The organism is Frankia sp. CcCS3 (assembly GCF_977927575.1).
Map to the genome: position 1 here is coordinate 2,742 of NZ_CDWRCL010000333.1, position 631 is coordinate 3,372.

1 protein-coding gene is annotated in these 631 nt (G+C 67.5%); it reads left to right on the top strand.

Annotated elements, in window-relative coordinates; all coding sequences use genetic code 11:
- Positions 1 to 9 precede the first annotated feature (9 nt).
- Positions 10 to 631, top strand: a 622-nt coding sequence (locus tag AC08OQ_RS18810) for a class I SAM-dependent methyltransferase (RefSeq protein WP_476612278.1), incomplete at its 3' end; no start/stop codon positions are given.

The window sequence follows — 631 nt, forward strand, 5'->3', positions numbered from 1 at the left end:
ATAGTCGTCATGGCCACCTCGGTCCGGCACGATCGGACGGTCGGAGCGGCGGCGGCCATCCGCCACCACTACGACGTCGGAAATGATTTCTACCGGCTCTGGCTGGACCGCTCGCTGACCTACTCCTGCGCGCTGCGGGAAGGCGCGGACGACACCCTGGAAACCGCCCAGGAGAGGAAGCTGCGGTTCCATCTGGACGCGATTCGCGCCGACCGCGCCGACCGCGTTCTGGACATCGGCTGCGGGTGGGGCTCGATCCTGGGACGGCTGGCGGAGACGCACCGGGTGCGACGCTCCGTCGGTCTCACCCTCAGTGCGGAGCAGGCGGCCTTCGTCCGGTCCCGCGGCTATCCCGGCGTCGAGGTACGCACGGAGGACTGGGCGCACTACGAACCCGGCACCCGGTTCGACGGGATCATCTCCATCGGCGCCTTCGAGCACTTCGCCGGACCCGACGACTCGCCCGCCGAGAAGATCCGCCTGTACCGGGAGTTCTTCACCCGCTGCCACGACTGGCTGAACCGGGACGGCGTGTTGTCGCTGCAGACGATTGCCTACGCGAACATGTCCCGCGAGAACGCGAGCGCCTTCATTCAGCAGGAGATATTTCCGGCGGCGGATCTGGGCTCTT